Raw genomic sequence first — 21,801 nt, 5'->3', positions numbered from 1 at the left:
AGCGCGCCCTCTTCCCCTGGAGTCACCCTGGCAACCCGATCGACCATCGCCCGACCCACGGAGACCGGCTTCACCGGCATCTACGTGCACTGGGACGGATACCCCAGCAACCACCTGCCCCTCCTGCTCGCGGCTCATCAGCACCGCTTCGCCGGTGACACCGAGGCCCTCGCCGCGCACCTCATCGACTCGCCCGCCGTCGGATGGAACTCGCTCGGCGACGACCTCCTCGCCGGCGCACCCCAGGAACTCCGCCAGCACGTCGTCGGCCAGCACGGCGGCCCCGGGCCGAGCTCGACCATCGACAACATGTACACGCCCGACGGCAGCCCCGCGGCGCGGATGACGTGCGACGAGTCCGCAGCCGGTCAAGGGTGGCTGCAGTGGGCCTACGTCCTGCACCCGCACGGCATCGAGGTCCTCCCGCTCTCGGAGTCCGTCACCGGGTCCGTCGTTGCCTGGGACCAGGACCCGATGACGCCCTTCCCGGATGACGTACGGGCCTGGCTCCCGGGACGACGCACCCCGCCCGCGACCACCGTCCATAAGCCGGTCCCCCTGAGCACGTCTCCCGCCAAGACGGCACGCCGGTGACCAGCGGGACCGTTCCGTCCCAGGCTGATGCCGAGGACAGCACGCACCCGGAGACCGCCCCGCAGGCTTGTCCTGGGCCCGCAGGCCTTCGGCGGCAGGCTCGTCTGGAGGCAGGACCGTACCTCGCCGGCCTCGAGCTTCCCGATCCGGGCCGCGCGGTCCGCGCCTGGGCTGAGCAGGCGGCCCAGGCCCCGTCTGCGGCGGCACTCCACCTCCTAGTGGACGGCGCCACCGGAGCGGACGGTGCTCTGCACGAACTCCGTGACCTCCTTCGCGCCGCCGCTACGTGGTGCCGGGAACACGAAGAGCCGGACCTCGCCCGGCGGTACGCGCACACCAGCGATCTCTTCGACGTCGCCGACCGCCTGCTCTACCAGCTGGGTGTCGACCTGCTCACGGCCGCGCACGAGGCCCGTACCGCGCCCTGACCGCCCCGCGCAGCGCCACCGATCGCCGAGCAGGCGCCACCTCCCCACGACGAAAGGACCCTTGAGCCCTTGGAAGCCCCGCACCTCCATCTCGGCTGGCACCCCGACTACGGCTTCGTCGCCGCGTCCACCCCGCTTCTGACCGACCACCTACGCGACTGGGCCCTCGAACGTGTCCAGTTCGAACCCGTCCCCGGCACCAACCTGCACCGCCTCACCGAGCCGGGCCAGGACGGCCAGCGCCGGGCCCGTCAGGCCGTGACCGCGATCCGCGGCCTGGGCCTGGTCGTCCAGGCGGACTTCACCCTCGATCCGGAACTCAGCGCCGACCCGCCGCGGCCCACCATGAGTCGCCGCCTCGCCGAGCGCCAGGCCCGTATCGCCGGCGCGGCCACGGCCCGGTCACCTCAGCGCGCCGAATCCATCCCCAGCGCCGTCGCCTCGGCCCACCAGGCACTGCCCGTCGCGGTGCCGGCGAGCCCGGTCACCGGCCCAGCGCGAGGCCGGTAGCCCCGGCCAGGACTGCGTTCTGATTCGTCCCACTTCTCTCCAAGGAATTCCCTTTTGGCTATTCGAACCCATTGGACCGTCGAGCACCCCTGCGGCCACCAAGTCGATCACGACCTCTCGACTCGCCCTGCCGATAAGCGCGCCAGCCTCGCGCGCTGGCTCGGCACGAAGGACTGCACCGCCTGCTGGAATGCCGCCCGCGACGGCGACACCGAGAGCCGGGAAGCCTGGCTCGCCGGCAAGCGCGCCGAGGAGCAGGCCGCTGCCGCGGAGTGGGCGGCCAAGTTCTCCATGCCACCGTTGGAAGGACCCGAGCGTGCTCTGGCGTGGGGCGAACGCAGCCGGCATCAGCTGGTCACCGCCGCATATGAGGTTCTCGTGGTCGAAGGGACCTGGGACGAATCCGACTGGTTGACGCTGGAGGAGGCGATCCGTGGCATCCGCCGGGCGGGGTGGTGGATCGACCAGCGCGATGCCGAAGGGACCGACCTGCCCGAGCTCGTCGACGCCGTCTCCGAAGCCGACCGCGGCAACGAGAACCCCCACCTGTAGCCGCTTCTATCCCACATTCCGCGAATTCGATAATCCGGGATTCTCCGCATCATTGAAGTAATCCCCTTCGCCACCCGGCGCCCATTCGCGGAAGGACCCGACTATGCCCGAAGCTGTTCCCCGTCCGCCCTATGCCACTCCCGCGGACACCCTCACCCCCAACCGGGACATCACCCACGGCCACTTCGCCCCCGGCGACCGCGTGGTGGTCATCCACGGCGTGGCGGGGGACAGCCTCTACGGTGACGCCGTCACCGTTGTCGCCCCGTCCTGGCATACCCCCACCGACGAGGACGGGTGGCGGCTGCGCAACCCGCTCGGCGGGCAGCACACCTTCGTCACCGGCCACCCGCGCTACCTCATCCACCTGGACCGGCACTGCCCGGACTGCCTGATCCACATGCGGGCCCTGGAAGAACTCCTCCTGCCCCGCCTTGCCACGGAGGCCGAGAACACCGAGATCGACTGCGGGTGGTACAGCCTGACCGCGCTCGACCAGCTCGTCCACGTCGCCGACACCAAGCACGGCCAGTGATCCCCCTGGTCCGGCCTCGGCTCTTTCACGTCGAGGACGTCTTCGAGGATGCTCTCGGCCGGCCGGTACTCCACGCCGATGACCTGACCGCGTTCACCGTGGTTGCTCACGGTCCGGCCCTCACCCAGCGGCCGGTGCTGGAGGAGAACGCCCGCATGTGGAGTGCGGAGGAGTGGGTTGAGCATCTCGAAGAGCCTTTTCACGAGCACCCCTTCGCCGCCAGCCCCGGGGGTGACCGGCACGCGGTCCTGCATCTGGAGATCCGGCTCCACCCGCATGATCCCGGTCAGCATCCGGCCACGTGGGAGCAGATCGCCGGACGGATGGCACAGGCCTCGGGCGTCTCCGCACCTGCCGACGAGGTCGGGTGCCGCTGGGTGGCCTTCCTCTCGGAATCGAACACCCTGCACGTCGTCGCCAACCTCATCCGCGCCGACGGCTCTTGGACGGACGTGTCGCGCGGCCTCGCCCGCCATCTCACCGCCGAGGCACGGCGCCTCGAACTCGACTTCGGTCTCCACTCCCCGAAGACGGACGGAGCCCTTGCGGAGGCGCCCATCCACCTCGGAGGGGATACCGAGAAGCTGCTCGCGGCACTGGCGGACCCCGACCGGGGACTGCTCGCCCAGGCCACGCGCGTCAGTGCCCGAACCTCCGAGGCCTTCGCCTACCGCTTCGGGCAGACCACCGACATCAGCACCCGGATCGCGGCCGTCGCCACCCACCTGCGAGCGCTGAGCGCTGAGGTCACCACCATCGCCACCCTGGCCGACTCCGCGTGGACGAGGCCGGCCCAACCCACGACAGTCCTCCGCGTTCCGGCCGCTGCCACGCAGCCGAGCATTCCTGGCCCGCGGGGACGCTGACCCAACTGGAGCCAGCCATAGCCCTATCCGACCGCGTCGTACACATCTCCCACGATCCGCACTCCGACGAGATCATCGCCCGTGGCGGGGACGAGGAAGGCGAGTCGATCCTGCAACGCGCAGGGTTCATCGTTGTCGCCCGCGCTCATGACCGTTACCACCGTCTCCCCTACGGCCTCGACGAAGATGAACAGCTCTATTTGTCCCGACGGGCAGTCGCGCTGCTGAAGGCGGCCGGTTACGCCGTCCAGCACGATCCCGCCTTCGCCTCCGCTCAGATGGCGTTCCACGACCTGACGCTCGGCGGACAGGTCGCAAACCTGGCCCAGAGGATCCGGGCCGCCGAGCACAGTGAGGAGGCCACCGCCGTTCTGACCGAGCTGGTGGCGCCCGGAGACGGTGTCCTGCCGGCCGCTGTCGAGGTCCTCGAAGCAGCAGCAGAGTTCGTGGGCGGCCTCGGTGAAGACGCCGACCCCCATCACGCCGCCCGGATCCGCAGCCTCGCGGAGAAGATCGCGGTGGTCAGCATCGAGATCTCCGCGTATCGCAACGCTCTCGCGGACCGGCATACCGCGCACCCTCTTCGTCCGGGCTGTACCGGAGTCGAGAGCACTGAGCGCGAGGCGTCCGTCGTCTGCTCCTGCCCACCGCCCCCTCCCCCGGCTCTCGCCGTACGCCGCAGGCGCTGAACTTCCCCCATCACCCGCAAGGTTCCCCATGCCCTCGTCCCATCGGCGCGATGACCTCGCCGTCTTCGCCGCCTCCCTCGCCGCCCGCCTGCCCGGCGCGACCTGGACCAGCACGTACACCCGCCACGCCTCGTATCCCGATCAGTTCCCTACGAGCGCCGAGCTGTGGGACGTCGGTGCCCTCGGAAACGCCGCTTCCAACTTCGTCCTAGCCCACCAAGCGGTCCTCAGCCGTGCCGACGGAGCCCGCCTGCTGGTCTTCGACCGGCCGATGCGGCCCCGCCAGTTCATGATCGGGCCGATGGTTCCGGACGCCAGTCCTGACGCCTTCCACCAGGTCGCCGAGCCCAACGGCATCACCGTCCCCGCGGACCCCGTCCGCGCGGCCTCCCAGGTCTCCCGCCGGCTCCTGCCCCGGTACGAGGCGGCTCTGAACCAAGTCCGGCACAACTTGGAGCACCCCATCCCCCGGCGTCCGGCGCCGCCCGTCCTCGCCGGGCGGGTCAGCATGGCCTGGTACCCGGACGGAGCCGTAGGCGCGGTGTCGGGAGCGGAGGGCGCGGCCGAAGCCCTGTACCGGTCCGGCTTCCAGTACCACCCGTACGACCGGATGTTCGTGCTGCCCCCGTCGCAGTACGGCGACCGCGAGCAGATCACGCGCATCCACCTCGTCTCCCAGCGCCTGGACCGTCTGGGCATCGGTGTCGTCGTCCGGCCCCCGCTCATCTCCAAACCGGCACGGCCAGCCGCCCACAGCCAGGGTGCCCCTGCCCGCAGCCGGTGATCTCGCCCAACACCCCGCCCGATAGGAGTGCCCGCCCTGAACCGCGCTGACGAATTCGGCACCGACCTTGAGATCTACCGGCACTACTCCGACAAGGCCGTCTACGCCGACTCCCGCACGGGAGCCTCAGAGCGTCTGCTGAAGCTGCTGGATGCCCAGGGCTTCGAGCGGAACGTCCTGCCGCCGCTCTACGTGTGGCACCGACTCCCCGACACCCTCAGCCCTGACGAGGAACGGCAGCACGCGACCCGCTCCATGGCCGCCGGGACGAAGGCTGGCTACCGGGTCAACATCGCCCCCGAACTCTTCGACGAGGCGACCTACTCCGAGGCCATGACCGCCCGGAATAGCCCAGTGCCGCATCCGCCACGAGGCCTCCCCGCGCCGGGCGCCGCCCCACGCCGGCGTTCCTGACGTCGCTGGAGACCCGATCACCTCAACACCCCACCCCGTCCTGCCTCCTCCGATCTCCGTCCGGCGCCGACCCCGGCTCGCCTTCCTCCTCATCCGCCGCTACCTGAAGGACTGCACCTTCGGCAGCGACCACCGCCCCACCCCGAGAACGGCGAAGACCCCCTTCGACGCAGGCGGCGAGAGCCGCCGCCGCTCCCCGCGCTGCAGTCCCGGGCAGCACCCCGTACACCCCGATGCCTGAAAGGAGGCCGCTTGTTCAACGTCACCGCGCAGGATCTCAACGACGTCCGTGCCACCCTCGCCACCCTGGCTGCACAACTGGACGAAGGACTGCCCGCCGAGGACGCCGCAGCACTGCTGGCACCCGTCTTCGAGATTGACGACGGGCTGCTCTACCAGGTCGGCACCGTCCTGGGGGCGGTTAGCCGGATGGCCCAGCGCTATGCCGATGCCGGTGTCGAAGGCGCGGACATCTGGCAGGACCTCGCCGAATCCTGCGACGTCGTGTTCCGCGAGGCCGAGAATCTCGGCGGCACCGAAGCCGAGATCGCCCAGTGGCCGTCCTCCGCCCCCTCTCCGGCCCAGACCTCCAACCCCTTGCCGCCGACCCCACCGGTCCCGCCCGCTGGGAGGCGCCGATGACTCGGCAGTGGCAAGGATGGGGACCGGGGGGCGAGCTCCCTGAGCAGCACTACCTGATCGAGCCCCGGCACCTGGCCGGCGGCGGCGACATCCGGCACGTCACCGAGTACCTCCGTGCCAGCGGATGGGCCGACAGGACGCCCCGTGCCGGTACTCCGGTCGTCTTCGACAGCCCGGACCAGTCCGTCCGGATCGGGTACAACGTCGCCGCCACACCCCCGGGCTGGACGGTCTCCGGTCGAGCCACCCCGGAACAGGACGCCTGGCATGTGACCCTCACCGCGTACGTTCCCGTCGAGATCATCGCGGGGTTCACGGACGCGCTGACGCAGCCCCGCCCGGCGCACGCCCCGAACGTGTGGGCGCCGTTGGAGGAGCAGAACTGGGCGACCGCCCGCGGGAAGCACTTCACCGCGACCAGCCCGGACGGCGACGCCTGGATCCAGTTCCACCAGAACGGGCAGGGCAAGGCGCACTGGTGGGCCGGCGCCCGAACCGAACACGGACGGGCCTGGGACGCGGTGTTCTCCCAGACCACCCCGATGCACCTGGTCCAGGAGTTCGCCACCGCCCTCGCCGACCCCCAGCCCGTGATGCGGCCACGAGGTCACGTACCGGCCACCGACAGGATCCGCACCACCTCGGTGTCCGTCCTGCCCTCCGATCTCGCCGCCTGGAAGCAGGCGCGCGTCACCGCCGCCCGCTCCGCGACCTGGGCCAAGAACGCTTGGGCCGCCCGTCAGCCTCGCAAGGCCGCACCCCGCGCGCACACCTCGCGGAGCGGTGCCGCAGCCGGACGCCGTTAACCACCTCACCACAGGACGCCCATGCCCGACAGCACCACCGACATCACGCCCGAGCAGCTCCAGGAGGCCGCGAACACGCTCCTGAAGCTCACCGCAAAGCTGCGATCGGGCCCCGCCCCCGAACAGGCCCTGGACCTGGCGGCCGTCCTCCTCGACGAGGATCACGGAGTCCTCGTCCGCCTCTCCGAAGCCCTCCGCGCAACCTCCCGCTACCTGGTGCAGCAGGCACCCGTCCCGTGGAGCCCGCAGGTCGAACACACCGTCCAGTGGCTCACGCTCGCGGCCAACGACATCCAGGACTGGACGATCCTTCACCTCGACGTCAGCCGGCTGCGCACGACTCCCTTCCGGGGCCAGAGCATCCTGTGAACGAGGAACTGCGAGCCTTCATCGAAGACAAGAAGGGCAAGTTCCACTGCGAGGTCAGCCCCCGCCACCTGGCCGGTGCGGGGGACCCACGGCACATCACGCACAGCCTGCGCGCGGCGGGCTGGAAGCACGATGGTGACCGCGGTCTCCCGCAGGTCTCCCTGACGAGCCCCGACCGCTCACTGGGTCTCGTCCTCGCCCCCTTCTCACCACACCAAGCGTGGTCGGTGGGCAGCGCCCTGATGTTCGTGCCCGACTACTGGCACGCCGGGTTCACCCGCAACGCCCCGGTCGAGATCATCGCGGGACTGACCGACTCCCTCATCCGACCAGCCCCCGCCCACGCTCCACCAGACCTGTGGGAGACGCTGGCTGCCGCCGGATGGAACGCCAGCGACGGTCCCCACGGGCGCGAGGCCTCAGCACCCGGCCAGGGACTGAAGATCCAACAGTTCGGGTCGGACAGCCGGGACGACGACCGCTTCTGGTGGAGGATCCAGGCCGTCGAGGAGACCTACGGCGGCGGGGTCGAAACGGTCTGGTCTGCCGCCCTTGACCAAACCACCCCTACGCACGTCATGGCCGGCCTGATCAAGGAGCTCGCCAACCCGGCCGCCCTGCTCCGAGGTTCACACGACCAAGGCGCCCACTACCGAGCGACTGAGGGCGCCGTGTTCGCCGCCGGGCCCCAGATCGTGGAAGCCCATGTCGCACGCCTGGACGCGGCGCGCGCCGGGGCCCGAGCCCTCGCCCGAGCAGCCAAGCTGCCGTCCGCCCGGCCGTACTCGCCCGCCCCGGCCGCAACTGCCGCGGCGACGGGCCGCCGCCGGTAGCTGATCCCGGAGGGTGGCGCGGCACCCCGTGCCCGCCCCCTCCGGGAACCCCACTCCCCTGCCGTTCGAAGGACACCCCTCCCCTTGGCCTTGTCCCCCACCGATCTCCACCGGCTACGCCTCCAGCAACTGGCCGTGTACGTACGCGACAGTCGCGCCCACCTCCAACCAGCACGGGACAACCCCCGCGACAGAACCGAAGAACCATCGGTCACGAGTACCGCAGCGCACGCAGCCACGTGGCAGGCGTTCCGGAAGATTTCCTACAGCACCGGGCAGCTGGTCACCGTCGCCGAGATCCAGGCCATACGGCTGCCAGCGGATGTCCTGCCCGATTCATGGACCGCCCTCTGCGCAGGCCTGCGCGACGCAGCCCGCCGCCTGGACGAACTCCAGGCCCAGTGGTTGGTGGACCGCGAAGGGATCCTCGCCCGCGACACCGATACGCGAGCCGAGTACGAAGCAACCCTCCAGCGCCGCAACCACGCCGCCTGGCCGTACCTGTCCCTCTGATCCCGCGATGCAGAAACGATCCTCCAGCTCGACGTTCTCGCGCGCGGTCTCACCGCTCCCGCAGCCCGCATTCCCGGACTGCCCCCGCTTCCCCGCCGCCGTGCCGCACCGCCGAACCGTCCCTGAACCAACCCTCCTAGGACCTCCGCTTGCCGCCCAACCGACCCGACTCCTCCAACGACTTCACCGACCTGGCCTTCAAGGTGCTGCTCGGCGCCCTGGCCGTGGCCATCCCCTGGGCCAACCTCGCCTGGCTGGGCGCCAACAGCACCACCTGGCTGACCGGTGCAGGCGCTTGGGCCCCGTACGACCCGGCCAACGCTCTCCTCCACCCGGAACGGCTGTGGCCCACCACCGGCAGCACCGCCCTTGTGATCGGCCGTCTCATCGTCCCCGGGGTCCTCCTGGCCACGCTCGCACTCGTCGCACTCAGCCTGTGGAAGAAGCGCGCCGGCGGGGGGACGAAGAAGAAGGTCGTGGGGATGGCCAAGGCCCGGGACATCGAACCCCTTCTTGCCAAGTCCCTCAACGGCAAGGCCCGATCACTGCGTCCCAGCCTGAAGGAGGTCAAGAACCTCGCGCCCAAGGACACCGGGATCCTCCTCGGTAACATCGCCGGGAGCCGTACCGAGGTCCGGATGAACTTCGAAGACGTGGCCGTCGCGATCATGGCACCCCGGTCGGGCAAGACGACCACCCTGGCCATTCCCATGATCCTGTCCGCCCCCGGCCCAGTCCTCCTGACCTCGAACAAGGCCGCCGGCGACGCCTACACCTGTTGCCTCGACGCCCGCGGCACGGTGGGCCGGACCTGGTCGATGGACCCGCAGCAGATCGCCCACGCGGAGCGGACCATGTGGTGGAACCCGCTCGCCGACGCCGACAGCCTCGAAGGGGCCGGCCGCCTCGCCGGCCACTTCCTGACCGCCGCCGTCGATGCCAGCCAGCAGGGCGACTTCTGGTCCAAGGCCGCCTCCAACGTGCTGAGCCAGCTGTTCCTCGCGGCCGCACTCGACCAGCGCCCCATCACCGACGTCATGAGCTGGCTCGCATTCCCCGCCGACCGAACCCCGCTCGACCTCCTGCGCGACCACGGCTTCACCGCCGTCGCCTCCCAGCTCAAGGGCACCGTGGAAGGGCCGCCGGAGACACGAGACGGCATCTTCGAAACCAGCAGGCAATACGCCGCCTGCCTCCTCAACGCCGACATCGCGAAGTGGGTCACCCCACAGAAGGACGCGGACGAATTCAAGCCCCGCGACTTCGTGACCAGCACCGACACCTTGTTCCTCCTGAGCAAGGACGGCGGCGGCGGCGCCTCCGCCCTCATCGCAGCCTGCGCGGACTCCGTCATGCGCACCGCGACAGCCCAGGCCGAGCGCGCCGGCGGGCGGCTCGACCCGCCCATGATCTGCGTCCTCGACGAGGCCGCAAACGTCTGCAAAATCTCAGACTTGCCCGACCTGTACTCCCACCTCGGCAGCCGCGGCATCATCCCCATCACGATCCTGCAGTCCTACCGGCAGGGGCAGCGCGTCTGGGGTGATGCCGGTATGGACGCCATGTGGAGCGCCTCCACCATCAAGGTCATCGGCAGCGGTATCGACGACCCCGACTTCGCGGACAAGCTGTCCCGGATGATCGGCGATCACGACGTCGAGACCACCTCCACCTCGACTTCCGACTCCGGGAAGTCCACGTCGGTCTCCATGCGGCAGGAGCGGATCCTGCCGGCCGACGCCATCCGCGCCCTCCCCAAGGGGTCCGGCCTCCTCTTCGCCACCGGCATGCGCCCCGCGATGCTCGACATGCGCCCCTGGTACCTGGAGCCCGGCGCCAGCGAGCTGTCCGCCGCCTCCGCCCGCGCTTCGAAGGCCATCACCGCCCGAGCCATCGCCAAGGTGACACCGGGCCAGTCCGACTTCGGGACCGCCGCGTAACTCGGCAACTCCCCATCCAGCCCTCGTCCGCCCTGACCACACACCCCAGTCGGGACCCGGCACAGCTGCGGCTGACACGCCCGCCGGGCCCGGCACCGCCACCATTGGAGACCCTCATCACCGAAGCCAAGCACACCGTGCCGGTAAAGACCTTCCGGGAACTCACCGTGGAGGAGTACGACCAACTCTGCGAGGATCTCAGCGCCCCGCTCGGGAACTTGGCAGACCTGGGAGACGTGTTCAGGAACCTCTGCGCCGAGGTACGCGGACTCTCCTACACGGTTGATACCGACGCCCAGCGCAAGATCACCCCCCTGCTCCTCCAAGGACTGGCCCTAACGGCCGAAGCAGGCGAAATCCTCGGGGTACTGGACAGCAGCAAGTACGCGTCGATGCCCTGCCGCGACTCCGTCCTGGAAAGGGTCTCCGGGCTCGTCCGCGACTCCTCGCTGGCTACCTCCAACCTGGCCGTCGCGCTAAGCGCCAACCCGTACACGGAGATCCCCGCACCGCCCTCAAGGCCGAACGGATACCGCCCCCTTATCCGTCACTTCGAGGCGGAGTACACGATGGCGTGGCACCTTGCTGAGGGATCCAATCTGCTCGAACGCAGCGCCAACACCTGCAGTAATACCGCGGATGCCATGTCATGGGACTTGGACGTCGCCGATCAGGCACCCAATCACCAACACCTGAACATCACGGTCCATGCCAGCGCGGTAACGGCCCTACCCGCCGCGCCCCCTGCGCAGTCCGCACCGCGGCCGGCCCCCCGTCGATAGCTCCGCGCCACCGGGGATCGGGGCTCACCAGTCGCTGATCGGCCTCGCTCCGGACCACCCGGCTTCGGTGTGGTCCGGGCGCGGCGGCCAGCTCGGCTCCCGCCCGCATCCCGCACGTAGTCGTGCTTTCCTCTGCCTCCTGGAGCTGTCCTGAGTTCACCCCCTACCGAAGCCGCTCATGCCATCGAACGCCTTCGTGCCCTGTCCCGCGATTACGGCACCCTCCGTGAGGTTCTCGACAGCGCGCATCCCGTCGCTGGAACTCCGGCACTGCCAGAACTCGCCTCCTGGTACGCCACCGCCCAGGGCCATTCCACCGCCGCACTCGCACTGCTTCTGGCCGCCTCCGAGCAGCCGTACGCGCACACCACCGTGTCCGGACACCACGCTGTTGAAGCACTCGGGCAGCTCGCCAAGCGCTCGGCCGACATCACCAACCGCATCGCCGGCGCAGTCGCAATCGCCGCCGAGTACCACCGCATCGACGGCATCCCCGACCCGGTCACCGGCCAGATGTCCGCCCGGCCAGCCACCCACCGACAAGACCTCGACGGGTGGATCGCGGCCACTCTCGCGATAATCCCCGCCGCCCGCGCCGCCTGCCACAACGCCATCGCATTCACCGAGACCGCTGCGCTGCGCGAGGCGGCCCGCGCGGCCGAACCCGCGCCGCTGCCAGAACTGAACTGGGCAGAGCACCAGGCCCTGCGCCTCATCACGGAAGACCAAGTCCTCCTCTCCCACGACCGGCGCAACCACCGACGGGTCTGGACCGGCAGCGGCGACCGTATCTCCCCCGGAACCGTGGACTCGCTCACGGAGAAGCAGTTGATCTGTCTGGACGCCAGCGGCAGCCTCGCCGCCGGGCAGAGGCTGCGCCCCACCGAACGGGGACTCCAGGCCCTCGACACGGCCCGTCAACTTCCGATCACAACGAAGCTGACCAGCCCCCAGCACCGCGCCCTGCACCTCGTCCACACCAGCACCGTCACGTACTGGCAGTGGCCCGGGAAACAGCCCACCGTGACTGCCGGATCACCGGAGAACATCACCCTGCGCTCGGTGAACTCCCTCTTTGAGAAACGCCTCATCGAGCGGGACCGCAGCACCAGCCTGCACGCGGGACAGCGCCTGCACCTCACCGACGACGGACACCGCCTTCTTCACCGTCTCGGACCCGCGCCCATGCCGGCACCCCCCACCCCCTCGCGTCGTCCAGGCCCCGCCCCAACTCGCTGACTTGATCACCCCGTAGCGGAGCGCCCCACCTGACGACGGCCCTCCCCCGAAGGCCAGTGCTCTTGACCGAAGACGTCCTCTTCTCCCTCCCCGAGACACCCTCGCCGCCCGAACCCGCCCCCGCCGCCTCCCTGCCCGTCGCGGCCCCTGCCCCGCCGCCCATCCCCGACGAGCCCTCTCCAGTGGTACGTCTGCTCGCGCTGAGCGACCAGTTCACCCAGTACAACGACCACATGGCCCGGCTCCGCCCGACCTACGGTGCCGCGCGCGGGCACGTGTCCGCTCAGATCTTGGTGAGCGCGTGCCTGGAGGCTGTCCAGGCCATCGAGGACCAGCCGATGTACGCGAACGTCGCGCTGACCGAGGCCGCAGTCCGGATCAAGCAACTCGCTGTTCTCACCGGACAGGCGGTCCGGCACCTCGCCGAGGCCAAGGCCCTGCTCGGCGCACCGGCTTCGCCGTCGAAGCCGGCGTCCCGGGGCGGAGAGATCGAGCGCCAGATCCAGCTTGCCCGTGAGCTGACCGCTCTGGCTCCAGCCGCGGCCGTCGAGTCAGCGAGCGCAGTCGCCTTGGAGATGCAGCGCCGCAGGGCCCCCACGACCACGGCAGCTGACGGTCTGACTCCCGCCGAACGGACCGCACTTCACGCAACCGCGCGAGGGCACGTCGTGATCGGCCGACCGCAGGGGCGCGAGTACGTCCACAGTCGCGACGGCTCTGTGCGCGTCGACACGCTGCGCGTCCTGGAAGCCAGCGGACTCATCGCCATCGAGGCCGCCGGGGCACCTCCCGCCTTCGACGGGGGTCCTCCCCGCGACCGCGTCCGCCTCACCCTCAGCGGAGCACTGTCTGTGGCTGCCTTCCTCGGACATCACCCCCACACCTCTGCCCCAGAAACCCCGACCGCTCGGCCCGCCCGCTCCTCCGCATCACCGGCACGAGTCCGCTGACCGTGCCCTCTCTCCTGCCTACGCGCCGTGGTCAGATCCAGCGCCCGCACCACATTTGGAATCCCCCTTGGACAACCCCCGCCACCACGACCGCCCCCTCGCTGAGCCCACATCCTGGGTCGCGCCCTCCTTCGCGGAAGGGATCGCCGCTGAGGCATCCGACACCGATCTAGAAGAGCTGGAACAGGGGGCGGCCCATAGCCGCTTGTCATGGGCCTGGCGCGGCTGGAGCGTCCGCACGGAGCTCGTCCAGGGCGGCGCGGGGCTGGCGGCGTGAGGCGCTACGTCTTTGACCTCTTCGCGGGTCCGGGGGGCTGGAGCCACGCCCTGCAAGTCCTCGGCGTTCGGGACATAGGCCTGGAGTGGGACGAGTGGGCGTGCAAAACCCGTGCGCGTGCTGGGCAGGTGACGATCCGCACCGATGTGGCGATGTACCCGGTGGGGCCACTGGTCGGCCGCACCGACGGGTTCATAGCGAGCCCGCCGTGTCAGGCGTGGTCCGTGGCCGGCAGGCGGCTCGGGCTGGTGGACCAGCCGCTGGTCCACCGAGCCGTCGCGGACCTCGCCGCTGGCCGTGACACCAGGGCGAAGCTCCTGGCCGCGTGCAAGGACCCCCGGTCCCTGTTGGCCGCGGAGCCCATGCGCTATCTCCATGCCCTGAACTCGGTGGGCGAGCCGGAGTGGGTCCTCATGGAGGAAGTCCCGGACGTCCTGCCTCTGTGGCGACAGTACGCCGCCATCCTCAGGACCTGGGGCTTCTCCGCCTGGACCGGAATTCTCAACGCCGCCGACTGGGGTGTTCCGCAGACGCGGCGACGGGCGATCCTGATCGCCTCCCGGATCCGCGTGGCCGAACCGCCGACGCCGACTCATGCCCAGACTGCCGAGCCCGAGTCGTTGTTCGGCCCGGGTCGCGAGAAGTGGGTGTCCATGGCGGAGGCGCTCGGCTGGGGAGCCACCGACCGTCCCGTCCCGACGGTCTGCGCAGGCGGCGGCCCGGGCGGAGGGCCGGAGCCCTTCCCGTCCGGGGCCCGCAAGACGCTCACCGATGCCCGCGACCGCGGCACCTGGAAGCCCCCCACCTCGCGCCCCGCCGCCCAGCGGAAGCGAACGCGTCCGTCCCGCTCCGACTCTCCGGCCTGCATCTGCGGGAGGCACCCCTGGGCCTGGTCGCTCCGGAGCAACAACCAGGCCAACGCCACCATCCGCGCCATCGACGAGCCGGCCGGGACCTTGTTCTTCGGGCACCGGGCGAACGAGTGCGTGTGGGTCGCGGAACCCGCGGGCACCGCTACCGGCGGGGAGGCGACCGCTCCCGATCCCATCCGGATCACCGCCGCCGAAGCAGGGGCGCTGCAGACCTTTCCCGCGGGCTATCCGTGGGCCGGCACGAAGGGAGCGCAGTTCAGCCAGATCGGCAACGCTGTCCCGCCCCTGCTGGCCGGCCACCTCCTGGCGCCGCATCTCGGGAAGAGCCTCACTCGTGCCGACTTCATCCTGGCCGCCTGATGCCCATCGTCCCGCGGCCCGACCCGGAGTTCGGCCTGGCGGACATCCCGCCGAATCCACCCGTCTACTACGCCGAGCAGGCCCTTCTCGGCGCCCTTCTCCTCGACCCGCACCGGATCAAGACGATCGGCCCCCTCGACCCCGGTCGCTTCGCCTCCGCCAACCACCGGGCACTCTTCGCGGCGATGGCCACGCTCACCGCACCGCCCCCGGACCTCCACGTCAAGGAGCCGGTGTGGATCACAGCCGTCCTCGCCCACGCACGCCCTCACGCCCGCGGGCTGACCCCCAGCTACCTCCACGCCCTGGCTGGCGCCTGCCCCGATCCCGCCCACGCCCCCGCCTACGCGCGGATGGTCCGGTCCGACCACGCCCGACGAACCGTCCTCATGCACGCCGGCCACCTCGTCCAGGCCGCCACCGACCCCGGGCTCCCCAACCCCGCCGCCGTGACGCTGCGCCGCGCGGACGCTCTCACCGCGCTCCTCGATCACCTGGCCTCTTCTTTCCCCTCCCACCCCGGCTCACTGCCCCGCACCCCTCCGCCGGCACCGCAGGACCACCAGGAGGGCCCTGAATCCGCCGGGGAGGAGCAGCTGCTGCTGTCGACGGCCGCCGCGTATCCGGCGGCATTGGCGTCGATGCGGTGGCTTCGCCCGGAGGACTTCACCACCGCGCTGTACGGGGGGCTGTACCGGTGCCTGACCTCTCTGGCCAGCCGGGGCGAGCCGGTCGACAAGGTGACCGTGCTCTGGGAGGCACAGCAGAACGGTCTGCTCACGCCCGCGTTCGGCCCGCAGGACGTCCTAGAGCTGCTGGACACCCCGGCAGGACCGCCGGAGCACTGGGGCGAGCAGATCCTGCGACGTGCCCTCTTGCGCCACGCGTACCTCGCGGGCCTGCACGTCCAAGCCTTCGCTCAGGACCTGACGAACTCCCCACACCAGGTGATCACCGGCAGTCGTCGGGCCCTCGCCCACCTCGCCGGGGTCCGGGCCCGCTGGCAGCACGCCACAGGCCAGCCGACCGCCGCACGCCCACCAGTCCCGGCCTCCCGGGCCGGTCCTTCCCACCCGCGGACCAGCGCCCCAGCCGCCTCCCCGCGGTCTTCCCGATAAGCCCACCCCACCCGGGTCCGGCCGGCCACCCGTCGGCCGGACCCGAGAAGCGAGTCACATGCCCCACGCCACACCCGACACCCACAACGTCCGCCTGGCCCTCCACCCTGACCACAGCAGCGCCGTGATCGCCACTATCAGCACCCCCGACCGCTACCTCGCCCGCGCCGTGCTCTCCGAGTACGGATTCCGCCCGACCGGCAACGACAGCATGGTCCTGGCCCGAATCGACCACGACGAACCCCACCACGCTGAAAAGGCCGCCTTCGCCCTCCGGCAGAGCGGAGCAATCGTGGAGATCACCGCCGCCCTCCAGGAGGAGATCGACACCGAGTGGACCTACGGCAACGCCCCAACGCACTGGAAGTGGCTGACCCGGGAGGAGATCCGCGAGGCCACGGGTGAAGCCCAGCGGATCCACGACGACATCGCCTCCGGCCGCCTCGTCATCCACCTCCACGCCCGTGACAACTGGACCACCCTCGCAGTGGGCACCTACACCGGAGGCAAGAGCGTCCACCTCCACGGAGAAGACCACCTGCGCTCGGAGGAGACGGACTACGCCTCCGAGGCCGAGGCAGTGGCCGACTTCCATCGCCGCCACACCGTTGCGGTCCGCCCCGGACCAGCCCCTCTCACCGACATCGAGCAAGCCGCCAACGAAGCCCTGGGCACGGCACCGCCGTCCACAGCACCTGCAGCAGCGCCGGCGACCCCCGCGGCTGAGGAGGTGTCACAGCTGGTACCCGTGTATGCCAACGGTCCTGGCGACCACGAAGCCCTTCTCAACGACTTCTTCGCGACCCACGGGGAATGGGAGAAATGGCGCCCGCACGACGAGACCACCATCGCCAGCCACGAATCCCTCACCCTGCGCGTCGAGTTCCTTCACGGCGCAGCCCAAGGCGACAGCCTCTGGACGATCGCCGCCTACGAATCGCCCGTCGGCGAACGCCTCTGGCACGCTACCGCCACCCCAACCACCCCGGTCGAGATCATCCGCGTCCTCCTCGACGGCCTCAGCACCGAGGACTCCTGGGGCCTGGGCCCCGCCACCCCCGTCAAGGAGGAAGACCTCGCCCAAGCATCCCGCCCCCTCGAAGACACGGGCTGGCCTCTGAAATGCGGAGCCCGGCTGATCGACTGGACCGCACCCACGGCCGACGGGGCAGGTCTCCGCTTCGACACCCACGTCAAGCAAGGCAACCCGCTGCCGGCCTGGACCATCTGGGGCGGAAACACGGCCGACAACCCCACATGGGCCATCCACCTCTCCACACACGCCCCCACGTCCCTCATCCAGGACGTCACCTTTGAACTCGCTCACGGCTACAGCAACGGGCCGCCCTCACTCCGCGCCACCGGCGCAGCCCCCAGCCTCATCCATCCGCCGGTTGCGGTCCCACCCCCGGCCACATCGCACCGCCCGGCTTCCAGGCGCTGAATGGGCGCCCGCCATGGGAAGACGTCCGCCCTCACGAACCATGGCGGGCGCAACCGGAGCCGACTAAGTACCCGAGCCCTGCGCCACCATCAGCGACAGCAACTCCGCCGACCATGCAGGCCGAGACGCTCGGCTAGTGTCCTGCCCCGGAAGTTCGTGGACAGTTCCGGCATGCCTCTACTGACCTTGAAGTCGTGTTGTCGTAGGGGCTGACGGTTGGTGATCGTCGCGGTATGCCGGAGGTATGAGGTATCCGCAGGGTGGGGGTCTGACCGCGGAGAGGCAAGCATTCCGTGAGCGGGTCCGGATGGAAGCAGTCGCGATGTTCGCCGACGGGCGGGGCAGCACCGAAATCGCGAAGGAGTTACGGGTCAGTGTCCGGTCCGTCCAGAGGTGGCGGCGGGCCTGGCGGGAGGACGGCCAGGACGCGGTTCGTTCCCGTGGCCCGGCGTCGCATCCGAAGCTGAGCGATGGGCTGTTTGCCGTACTAGAGGAGGAGTTGGCCAAAGGCCCGATCGCTCACGGCTGGCCGGATCAGCGGTGGACGCTGGCCAGGATCAAGACGCTGATCGGCCGGCGGTTCCACAAGAGCATGACGTTGTCGGGCATCTCCCAGATGCTCCGGCGCCGTGGCTGGAGCCACCAGGTTCCGGCCCGTCGTGCCGTCGAGCGGGACGAGGCGGCGGTGGTCGGCTGGGTGAAGGAGGTGTGGCCGCACCTGGAACCACCGCGGCGGCGCTCGGGGCCTGGATCGTCTTCGAGGACGAGGCAGGATTCTCGATGACGCCGCCGACCATCCGCACCTGGAGCCGGCGCGGATCCACTCCGGTCATCCGGGTCCGAGGCCGTTCCCAGCGCCGTTTCTCCATCGCCGCCCTGTGCTGCTACAAACCCGGCGAACGATCCCGCCTGATCTACCGGCCCAAACGACACACCGACCACAAGAGCGGCGGCCGCAAGAGCTTCGCCTGGACCGAGTACCGCGACCTCCTCATAGCCGCCCACCAGCAGCTGGACGGGCCGATCGTCCTCATCTGGGACAACCTGAACGTCCACAAAGACCGCCGCATGCGGGCCTTCATCGACGCGCACGACTGGATCAACGCCTACCACCTGCCGCCCTACGCACCCGACTTCAACCCGGTGGAAAGCATCTGGTCGATCCTCCGCCGGACCAGCCAGGCCAACACCGCCTTCACCGATCCCGAGCACCTCATTCGCCGACTGCGATACGGGCTCCGCCAGATCCAGTACCGCAGCGACATCATCGACGGATGCCTCACCGGGACCGGACTCACACTGCCGACACCACGCCTACAACCTCAGTAACTGCCTGATCGGCGGCCGAGACTCGGCACCGGCGACGCCGCAGATCTACCGATGGATTTCCGGCGCAGGACACTAGTTGACGTGCGGCAGCACCGGGACGAGACCGAGTTCACGCGCCTTCTGCTTGAGGAACTGCTTGCGGGGCTGCCCGCTGATCAGCGAGTCAAAGGCCCGCCCGGCCCAGATCAGGCATTGGGCCATGGTGACTTCCGAGACGGGAAGTCCACTCTTCGGTTTCATGAGCAGGCCCAGCGGCTCGGTTCGGGGGTCGAGGAAGGCGAATGCGGAGTGCTCGCTGGGGTGGGTGGATCCGCTCAAGTAGCGGTAGACGGTGTACAGATCCCTCTTGGGGTCGATTGCATCGCACTGGGCTTGGAACCTCTTGAAAGTCTCCCATTCCTCGGTCTTGTCGACGGGCAGCTGCTGTGTCGCGTCCAGGACGGCCTGGGGAACGCTGAAACTTGCAGTCGTCATGTCCTTGACGAGGGCTTTCGACTGGCGGGCCCCCTCGAAGAAGACGCCTTCGGCGCCTTTATCGCCCTTCTGGCTCAGCCAGTGCAGGCTGATGGTCATTTCCCAGGCGGTACGCACGAGGACCAGCGATTCGTGGCGGTGGCCGTTATCGATCAGCGTGAGCACGGCTTCAGCGATGCGATGGATCTCTGCGCACCAGCCGTGGCCGATGAGGACGACGCGGCGCTTGCGTTCCTGGGTGGGGGCCGAGGTGGCCTTGCGGTAGTCGTCGATGATCTCGCGTATGGCTTCGCGGCACTGCTCGGGGGTCGGATCGGTCACTGTGGCGCCTCAGTCTCACTCGACGGGAGCCGCAGGCTACTTGAGGTGCCGACGGGGCGCCTAGTACTCCAGCCGTAGATCGTGATCTTCATGGCTGGGCGGCTGCTTGCCGTCGGTAGTGGCAGTCGCGGGCGCGGGCCTGATGTCGGCGTCGCCAGTGTGACCAGCGGAGTCGGTGCGCGAGGTCGTGGGCCCGGCTGGTCAGGGTGGTGAACAGGCGTTGGGTCTCGGTGCAGGTCGGTATGGACCGAGGCCGGCCTGTGGCGTCGGCCGCACCGGGCGGTGCTGGACGAACTCGGGAACGAACGGCTCGTTGGATCTCGAAGGATGTGAGGGCCGTCGGGAGCGGCCCGGAACTGAACTGGTGCAGCACACGTCTCCCGCACCATGATCTCAAGTGAGCGCCAAGAGCACGCGATCTCCACCAAGCTGGTCTCGCCGTCCGCAGTGAGTGCGGAACCGTCGAAGACCAACGACTACAACAGCTTCGCCGAGGCGTACGCGGCCGCAAACGAAACCAACCTGGTCAATGCCTACTACGAGCGGCCCGCGATGCTGGCCCTCGCTGGAGACGTGGCCGGCCGACGGATTCTCGACGCCGGCTGCGGGTCGGGGGCCCTGTTTGCCGCGCTGCGCGACCGTGGCGCCGTTGTGAGTGGCTTCGACACGAGTGCCGGGATGCTGGAGCTGGCTCGGCGGCGGCTCGGCGACGGTGCGGACCTGCAGGTGGCGGACCTGGGCAGCCCGCTTCCTTATGCTGATGACATATTCGACGATGTAACGGCGTCCCTGGTGCTGCACTATCTGGAGGACTGGGGGCCGGCGCTGGCCGAGCTGCGACGCGTACTCAGGCCCGGCGGTCGGCTGATCGCATCTGTCGACCATCCCTTTGCCATCAACCTCATACACCGCGAGGCCGGTCGCGAGGCCGAGCACAACTACTTCGACACCACCAAATGGACCGTGGAGTGGACCATTGGCGGCCATACCGCCCTGGTGAGCAGGTGGAACAGGCCGCTGCACGCGATGATCGAGGCTTTCATCGGGGCCGGTTTCCGGATTACGGTCATCAGCGAGCCGGAGCCTGATCCCGCCGCCCGCGAGATGTTCCCCGAGGCCATCGCGGCCAAGCCGCGCTTCCTGTGCTTCCTGTTCTTCGTCCTGCAGGCCGACTAAGGCCTGTCTGATAATTGATCTTGTGGCAGGTCGAGGTGAGTTGACGGACACGCCGTGGGAGCGGATAGAGCCCTTGTTGCCGCAGGTGGACGGGCGTGGCCGTCCGTGGCGTGATCACCGGCAGGTGGTCAATGGTGTGCTTTGGCGGTTGCGGACCGGGGCTCCGTGGCGAGACTTGCCGGAGCGGTATGGGCCGTGGCAGACCGTCTACGAGCGGTTCGCCCGCTGGGAGGCGGATGGCACGTGGGCAAGGTTGTTGGAGCATGTGCAGGTCCGCGACGACGCGGTGGGCCGGGTGGAGTGGACCGTCGCCGTCGACTCCACCGTCAACCGTGCCCACCAGCACGCCGCCGGCGCACGTAAAAAGGGGCCGCAGACGGGGACGAACTGGAAAATCCGGGCCGCTCGCAGACGCGCCAGGCCCTCGGCCGGTCCCGAGGCGGGCTGACCACCAAGGTCCACCTCGCCGTCGACGGCCGGGGCCTGCCCCTGTCGATCGTGCTCACGCCCGGCAACGTCAACGACGCCACCGCCTTCGGTCAGGTCCTCGACGGGATCCGCGTTCCGAGAGCCGACGCCGGCCGCCCGCGCACGAGACCCGCCCGGGTCCTGGGCGACAAGGCCTACTCCAGCCGGGCGATCCGGCACCTGTTGCGGTGCCGCGGCATCGCCGTCACGATCCCCGAGCGCCGCGACCAAGCGGCCAACCGTCGGCGCCGAGGGCGCCTCGGCGGCCGGCCGCCCGCCTTCGACAAGGAGGTCTACCGCGACCGCAACGTCGTCGAACGATGCTTCGCACGCCTCAAGCAGTTCCGCGCGATCGCGACCAGGTTCGACAAGCTCGCCGACCGCTACCGCGCCGGAGTCGTCCTGGCCTCGCTGATCCTCTGGCTCCGCGAAACCAGTCCGTGATCATTTATCAGACACCCCCTAGCGATATGGACGCCCCCGTCCTCCAATTCCGGGAGGCGGGGGCGCTGCGGT

Annotated in this window: 24 protein-coding genes and 2 pseudogenes; 23 read left to right on the top strand and 3 right to left on the bottom strand. The window is 69.7% G+C overall.

Annotated elements, in window-relative coordinates; translation table 11 throughout:
- Window positions 1-84 precede the first annotated feature (84 nt).
- The 6 genes from OG332_RS37200 (at window position 85) to OG332_RS37175 (ending at window position 3,485) form a co-directional block, all read left to right on the top strand.
- Window positions 85-594 carry a hypothetical protein gene (locus OG332_RS37200; protein WP_327417548.1) on the top strand — a complete coding sequence of 170 codons (510 nt, stop codon included), beginning with the start codon at window positions 85-87 and terminating at the stop codon, window positions 592-594.
- Window positions 591-1,022 carry a hypothetical protein gene (locus OG332_RS37195; RefSeq protein ID WP_327417547.1) on the top strand — a complete coding sequence of 144 codons (432 nt, stop codon included), beginning with the start codon at window positions 591-593 and terminating at the stop codon, window positions 1,020-1,022. The genes OG332_RS37200 and OG332_RS37195 overlap by 4 nt, the downstream gene beginning before the upstream one ends.
- A gap of 69 nt (window positions 1,023-1,091) precedes the next feature.
- On the top strand, window positions 1,092-1,532 hold the full coding sequence (locus OG332_RS37190) for a hypothetical protein (protein ID WP_327417546.1): 441 nt from the start codon (window positions 1,092-1,094) through the stop codon (window positions 1,530-1,532).
- Between the two features lie 54 nt (window positions 1,533-1,586).
- On the top strand, window positions 1,587-2,084 hold the full coding sequence (locus OG332_RS37185) for a hypothetical protein (protein WP_327417545.1): 498 nt from the start codon (window positions 1,587-1,589) through the stop codon (window positions 2,082-2,084).
- A gap of 103 nt (window positions 2,085-2,187) precedes the next feature.
- Complete coding sequence (locus OG332_RS37180) at window positions 2,188-2,619, top strand: hypothetical protein (protein ID WP_266876271.1); 432 nt, start codon at window positions 2,188-2,190, stop codon at window positions 2,617-2,619.
- The gene (locus OG332_RS37175; protein ID WP_327417544.1) at window positions 2,616-3,485 is read left to right on the top strand and encodes a hypothetical protein; all 870 of its coding nucleotides are present in this window, start codon (window positions 2,616-2,618) and stop codon (window positions 3,483-3,485) included. The genes OG332_RS37180 and OG332_RS37175 overlap by 4 nt, the downstream gene beginning before the upstream one ends.
- 23 nt (window positions 3,486-3,508) lie before the next feature.
- Here the strand turns inward: OG332_RS37175 and OG332_RS37170 are convergent, their stop codons facing one another.
- A complete protein-coding gene (locus OG332_RS37170) occupies window positions 3,509-4,054 on the bottom strand; it encodes a hypothetical protein (RefSeq protein ID WP_327417543.1) in 546 nt (181 codons plus the stop codon).
- 148 nt (window positions 4,055-4,202) lie between these two features.
- Between OG332_RS37170 and OG332_RS37165 the strand changes: the two genes are divergently transcribed.
- From OG332_RS37165 to OG332_RS47980, 15 genes are all read left to right on the top strand, one after another.
- Window positions 4,203-4,958, top strand: a complete 756-nt coding sequence (locus OG332_RS37165) for a hypothetical protein (RefSeq protein ID WP_327417542.1) — start codon at window positions 4,203-4,205, stop codon at window positions 4,956-4,958.
- Window positions 4,959-4,985: 27 nt separating this feature from the next.
- Complete coding sequence (locus OG332_RS37160; RefSeq protein WP_327417541.1) at window positions 4,986-5,372, top strand: hypothetical protein; 387 nt, start codon at window positions 4,986-4,988, stop codon at window positions 5,370-5,372.
- 252 nt (window positions 5,373-5,624) lie between these two features.
- Window positions 5,625-6,014 (top strand): hypothetical protein, encoded by a 390-nt coding sequence (locus OG332_RS37155; protein WP_327417540.1) that lies wholly within the window; start codon window positions 5,625-5,627, stop codon window positions 6,012-6,014.
- Window positions 6,011-6,820 (top strand): DUF317 domain-containing protein, encoded by an 810-nt coding sequence (locus tag OG332_RS37150; protein ID WP_327417539.1) that lies wholly within the window; start codon window positions 6,011-6,013, stop codon window positions 6,818-6,820. The genes OG332_RS37155 and OG332_RS37150 overlap by 4 nt, the downstream gene beginning before the upstream one ends.
- Before the next feature lie 21 nt (window positions 6,821-6,841).
- Entirely contained in the window at window positions 6,842-7,189 is a 348-nt protein-coding gene (locus tag OG332_RS37145) for a hypothetical protein (RefSeq protein ID WP_327417538.1), read from the top strand.
- Complete coding sequence (locus OG332_RS37140) at window positions 7,186-8,022, top strand: DUF317 domain-containing protein (RefSeq protein ID WP_327417537.1); 837 nt, start codon at window positions 7,186-7,188, stop codon at window positions 8,020-8,022. Before OG332_RS37145 ends, OG332_RS37140 begins: the two co-directional genes overlap by 4 nt.
- Window positions 8,023-8,106: 84 nt before the next feature.
- Window positions 8,107-8,535 (top strand): hypothetical protein, encoded by a 429-nt coding sequence (locus tag OG332_RS37135; protein ID WP_327417536.1) that lies wholly within the window; start codon window positions 8,107-8,109, stop codon window positions 8,533-8,535.
- Window positions 8,536-8,684: 149 nt separating this feature from the next.
- Window positions 8,685-10,475, top strand: coding sequence for a type IV secretory system conjugative DNA transfer family protein (locus OG332_RS37130; RefSeq protein WP_327417535.1), 1,791 nt, complete (start codon window positions 8,685-8,687; stop codon window positions 10,473-10,475).
- 104 nt (window positions 10,476-10,579) lie between these two features.
- Window positions 10,580-11,257, top strand: coding sequence for a hypothetical protein (locus tag OG332_RS37125; RefSeq protein WP_327417534.1), 678 nt, complete (start codon window positions 10,580-10,582; stop codon window positions 11,255-11,257).
- Between the two features lie 372 nt (window positions 11,258-11,629).
- Window positions 11,630-12,496 carry a hypothetical protein gene (locus OG332_RS37120; RefSeq protein WP_327417533.1) on the top strand — a complete coding sequence of 289 codons (867 nt, stop codon included), beginning with the start codon at window positions 11,630-11,632 and terminating at the stop codon, window positions 12,494-12,496.
- Between the two features lie 62 nt (window positions 12,497-12,558).
- Complete coding sequence (locus OG332_RS37115) at window positions 12,559-13,446, top strand: hypothetical protein (RefSeq protein WP_327417532.1); 888 nt, start codon at window positions 12,559-12,561, stop codon at window positions 13,444-13,446.
- 273 nt (window positions 13,447-13,719) lie between these two features.
- Window positions 13,720-14,955, top strand: coding sequence for a DNA cytosine methyltransferase (locus OG332_RS37110; protein WP_327417531.1), 1,236 nt, complete (start codon window positions 13,720-13,722; stop codon window positions 14,953-14,955).
- Complete coding sequence (locus OG332_RS37105; RefSeq protein ID WP_327417530.1) at window positions 14,955-16,073, top strand: DnaB-like helicase N-terminal domain-containing protein; 1,119 nt, start codon at window positions 14,955-14,957, stop codon at window positions 16,071-16,073. Before OG332_RS37110 ends, OG332_RS37105 begins: the two co-directional genes overlap by 1 nt.
- A gap of 58 nt (window positions 16,074-16,131) precedes the next feature.
- Window positions 16,132-17,517, top strand: a complete 1,386-nt coding sequence (locus tag OG332_RS37100) for a DUF317 domain-containing protein (RefSeq protein ID WP_327417529.1) — start codon at window positions 16,132-16,134, stop codon at window positions 17,515-17,517.
- Between the two features lie 244 nt (window positions 17,518-17,761).
- A protein-coding gene (locus tag OG332_RS47980; RefSeq protein ID WP_442816267.1) for an IS630 family transposase occupies window positions 17,762-18,846 on the top strand; the annotation gives its coding sequence in 2 pieces (ribosomal slippage) (window positions 17,762-18,205 and window positions 18,208-18,846; 1,083 coding nt in all).
- Window positions 18,847-18,918: 72 nt separating this feature from the next.
- On the opposite strand, the gene OG332_RS37085 is transcribed toward OG332_RS47980, so the two are convergent.
- Both OG332_RS37085 and OG332_RS37080 read right to left on the bottom strand, forming a co-directional pair.
- Window positions 18,919-19,641, bottom strand: a complete 723-nt coding sequence (locus tag OG332_RS37085; protein WP_327417527.1) for a DUF5677 domain-containing protein — start codon at window positions 19,639-19,641, stop codon at window positions 18,919-18,921.
- A gap of 88 nt (window positions 19,642-19,729) precedes the next feature.
- Window positions 19,730-19,879: pseudogene (locus OG332_RS37080) on the bottom strand (IS701 family transposase); the annotation flags it as partial.
- Window positions 19,880-20,028: 149 nt separating this feature from the next.
- On the opposite strand from OG332_RS37080, the gene OG332_RS37075 reads away from it, so the two are divergent.
- Window positions 20,029-20,817, top strand: a complete 789-nt coding sequence (locus OG332_RS37075) for a class I SAM-dependent methyltransferase (protein WP_327417526.1) — start codon at window positions 20,029-20,031, stop codon at window positions 20,815-20,817.
- Window positions 20,818-20,839: 22 nt separating this feature from the next.
- Window positions 20,840-21,751, top strand: a pseudogene (locus OG332_RS37070) (IS5 family transposase).
- The last annotated feature ends 50 nt before the right edge of the window (window positions 21,752-21,801 follow it).

The organism is Streptomyces sp. NBC_01233 (genome assembly GCF_035989305.1).
Taxonomy (GTDB): Bacteria; Actinomycetota; Actinomycetes; order Streptomycetales; family Streptomycetaceae; genus Streptomyces.
This window is presented reverse-complemented; position numbering and strand designations above follow the sequence as displayed.